3 protein-coding genes and 1 pseudogene are annotated in these 3,590 nt (G+C 51.6%); 1 reads left to right on the plus strand and 3 read right to left on the minus strand.

The genetic code is table 11. The features are described 5' to 3' along the window. From ACEW8P_RS23225 to ACEW8P_RS23235, 3 genes and pseudogenes are all read right to left on the minus strand, one after another. A pseudogene (locus ACEW8P_RS23225) lies at nt 1-329 on the minus strand (hypothetical protein); the annotation flags it as partial. A gap of 174 nt (nt 330-503) precedes the next feature. Beyond that, complete coding sequence (locus ACEW8P_RS23230; protein ID WP_373515452.1) at nt 504-1,805, minus strand: aminotransferase class V-fold PLP-dependent enzyme; 1,302 nt, start codon at nt 1,803-1,805, stop codon at nt 504-506. Between the two features lie 91 nt (nt 1,806-1,896). Then, on the minus strand, nt 1,897-2,991 hold the full coding sequence (locus tag ACEW8P_RS23235) for a lactonase family protein (protein WP_373515453.1): 1,095 nt from the start codon (nt 2,989-2,991) through the stop codon (nt 1,897-1,899). Between the two features lie 191 nt (nt 2,992-3,182). Here ACEW8P_RS23235 and ACEW8P_RS23240 point away from each other — a divergent pair. After that, the coding region (locus tag ACEW8P_RS23240; protein WP_373515454.1) for a cation transporter at nt 3,183-3,590 on the plus strand (408 nt) is incomplete at its 3' end.

Below are 3,590 nucleotides of genomic sequence, written 5' to 3' on the forward strand. Positions count from 1 at the left end.
AAACGCTCGGGAGAATTGGAAACCGAAGACTTTTCAATCATATCAGCAGCCAGGTTGATGCTGGACACGGGCGTTTGCAATTCGTGCGTCATCTTGTACATGAATTCCATCTGGCTTTGGGAGGAATCCTTGGATACTGTCGATCGCCAGCCCATGATGGACATGACTACGATTGAAAGCAGCAAACCCGCGGCAAAAGCTCCGGAATAGAAAAACTGGACATTGACGCCGCCCGCCCAGGACGGGACGCCGATTATCAGGGCAATGGCTGAGAAGAAGGAGACAAGTCCCAGCAGGACAAAACTCCATTTAATTCGCGATGTGGTCATGCAACTCCTTATTTTCCAAACACAAAAGGCTTCGTCTCTGGTCAGTAAACCAAGATCGAATATAAATTCACGAATGGGTGTAAGCGAAACGGACTTAAAGAGACCCTTTCTGATTTTACAATCCCAAGCGATGCGACTTTTGATGAAACCAGTTTCGGTTTTTATCAACTGAAACTAGCTTTTTTCCTTTTTCCGGGCTTCCCCGGCAATTGTGTTTAGTGTGCCGACCAGACGGTCGAGGTCTTTGTGTGAAGTGTAAACGTTGGGCGTAATGCGCACCCCGCTGATGTTTTCCCAGACGATGCTCGTCGTATGGATTTTTGCTCTGGCGAATAATTCCCGATCCACTTCGGCGGGCATCATGCCTTCCACCGACACCAGAGCGATAGCACCGCCATACTTAGGATTCTTGGGTGTATGGATAGTCACACCTGGCATTTCACGAGCTTGATCGGTCCAATATCTCTGAAGGTGATGCAGTCGGGCAAATTTCCGCTCGCTGCCGATGCCATTGTGAAAGTCTACCGCCGTACCGATGGCCATTTCCGAAGCAAATGAGCGGGTGCCCAAACTCTCGAACTTACGAATGTCGGGGCCATCCGGTTCATTATTAGATAGCAAAGCCCACACATTTTTGATTTTATCCTTCTTTACGTACATCATGCCGCTGCCAAAGGGAGCGCACAGCCACTTGTGCAGGCTGGTGGCAAAGTAGTCGCAGCCCAAGTCGGGAATTTTATAATCCAGATGCGCGAAAGAATGCGCCCCGTCCACGATAACCTCGATGCCGCGCTTATGAGCGGCGTCGGCGATCTTCCGGGCGGGCTGCACCTGTCCCACCCAGTTGATGATGTGCGTAATATGTACGACTTTGGTTCTGGGCGTGAAGGCGCTCACGAATTTATCGACGAAGTAGTCGTCGTTCTCCTGTGGTAATTCAAGATTTAGCCACACCAGCTTGATCCCCTCCCGCTTTTCGCGCTGTTTCCAGGCGTTAATCATGTTGGGATAGTCCTGTTTGGTCAGGATCACCTCGTCACCCGCTTTGAGTTCTAAACCAAAAATTATGGTGTTCAGCCCTTCGGTGGCGTTGCGGTTAATGGCTATTTCGTCGGCCTCGCAGCCAGCTACTTCGGCTAGTTTCTGGCGCAGTGCCTCCCGTCCCTGATCCAGTACCCGCCACATATGGTAGCTGGGGGCTTCATTGCAATATTGGTAAAATCGGATATGCGCATCCTGTACAGCCTTGGGCTGCGGACAGACTCCGCCGTTGTTGAGATTCAGCAGATTGGGCGAAACCGTGTACTCATTCTTGATCCATGCCCAGTAATCCTCGTCGGTAGCAGCCTGCCGGGGCGATAGCCCGGCCAGTTGGCGATTGGCATTTTCCATGCCTTCGGCCTGCGCGCGGTTCAGGAAAGCAGGAAGGGCAAGTACGGTACCAGCCTGAGCCAGGAAATTACGGCGAGAGGACATAGTTAGTTAGTGTAAAATATCGCTGAATATCGCGCCCACTGATGGGCAATGCACCAATTCTAGCCAATAATTATTTCACAAACAATCCATTTTACAAAAACTGAAAGCAAATTGGATCTTTCAAAGAAATGCTTTGGCTCAGAAAAGTCATCTTACCCGTTCTGGGATCGACGCGGTAAACTGTCAGATCGTTGGTCTTTTGGTTGCCTACTACCATGAATTTTCCCGAAGGGTCAAAGTTAAAATCGCGGGGTGTATCGAGTCCCTCCCTGACTTCCCCTACACTTCTCAGCTTGCCGTCTTTCATGATCTCAAACCCGTGTACAGAGTTGTAGCCCCGGTTGGATACGTACACGTACTTGCCGTTCGGGTGTAGCCTTACGGCCGCCGAGGTATTCTTTCCCTTAAAATCCGCCGGGATGGTTGGTACTGTTTCAATTTCGGTCACGACGCCAGCTTCGTCAATGGCGCAGGCGGTGAGCGTGATGTGCATTTCGTTGAGCAGATACAGGTACTTACCCGATCTGTGAATAGCCAAGTGTCTTGGCCCGGCACCGGGTTTGGTTGAAAAGTACGCCTGGGCGGGATTGGCTACTACCTGTCCAGTTTTTTTGTCGAGTTTGTAATTCATCAATCGGTCGGTACCCAAGTCAGACACGTACACAAAGTCGCCGTTGGGAGAAGGTACGACACAGTGCGCGTGGGGCTTCTCCTGCCGCGATTTGTCGGGCCCCGAGCCGTTGAACTGAAATTTGGCGGAGGCATCGTGCAGCCTTCCGGTGGCAATGAGGGGGTAGGCCGCCCAACTCCCGCTGCCGTAGTTGGCCAGAAAAGCCATCCAACCCGACGGATGCACCGACACGTGACAGGGATTCTGTCCCTCGGCGGGTTGGCTATTGAGATAAGTAAGCGCCCCGCCTTCTCCCACCGCAAAGGCCGCGATGGTATGGTCCTGATTGACCGAATAAAGGTTTTTCTTGTCGGGCGAAAGGGTCACGTACCCCGGCCCGGGGCAGTTGTTAAAGGTGTCGATTACGGCGACCTTGCCGCTGGTTAAGTCCAGTTCGCAAAGCGTGATCGAAGACTCCGCCCCCTTGGCTCCCGTACCTACATAGAAACGCGCTTTGTCTTGGGCGCTCGATTCGGTAAAAACAGCCATTAACAGCACAACCAAAAAGTACTTCATCGGGAATTGATTTTAGAGGAGTTTTGGTTGAGAAAGATGTAATGCTACGCGTTTTACCCAAAGCTACAAAGCTCAGCCCGAAAAGTGTAGGGAATTGATGAGGAGTGGGAATTAAATTTGTGTTTAAAAAAACAGCTCAACTGTCAGGCGACCCTACTTCCCCTGGAACGAAGTACAAAAATACAACTGAAATGAAATCAACCAGCACCATACCTGTCACGGGAATGTCCTGCGCTGCCTGCGCCAGCAGCGTGGAATCCATGTTAAAAAACACAGCCGGCGTCAGCGATGCCGCCGTAAACTACCCTAATCAGTCCGTCCATGTGGACTTCGACCCCGAGCAGGTAAGCCTGAGCGATCTGGACACGGTGTTGCAGGGAATAGGCTACGGCTTGCTGCTGGAAACAGAGGAGGACGATGCGCAAGCGAAGCAGCAGGAAATCCAGCAAGAACACTACCAGCAACTCAAACGACGCACGATCGGGGCCGGGGTACTGGCCCTGCCCGTCATGGTGCTGGGGATGTTTTTTATGGACTTGCCCTACGTAAACTACCTGATGTTGGTACTAACGCTGGCCGTGCTGGTATTTTTTGGTAAA

Origin of the sequence: Persicitalea sp. (genome assembly GCF_041751555.1) — a bacterium.
Classification (GTDB): domain Bacteria; phylum Bacteroidota; class Bacteroidia; order Cytophagales; family Spirosomataceae; genus Persicitalea.

Bases quoted from the DNA above. Each gene is read 5' to 3' on its own strand.
- ACEW8P_RS23230 (WP_373515452.1), bottom strand. From the start codon at position 1,805: ATGTCCTCTCGCCGTAATTTCCTGGCTCAGGCTGGTACCGTACTTGCC.
- ACEW8P_RS23235 (WP_373515453.1), bottom strand. From the start codon at position 2,991: ATGAAGTACTTTTTGGTTGTGCTGTTAATGGCTGTTTTTACCGAATCG.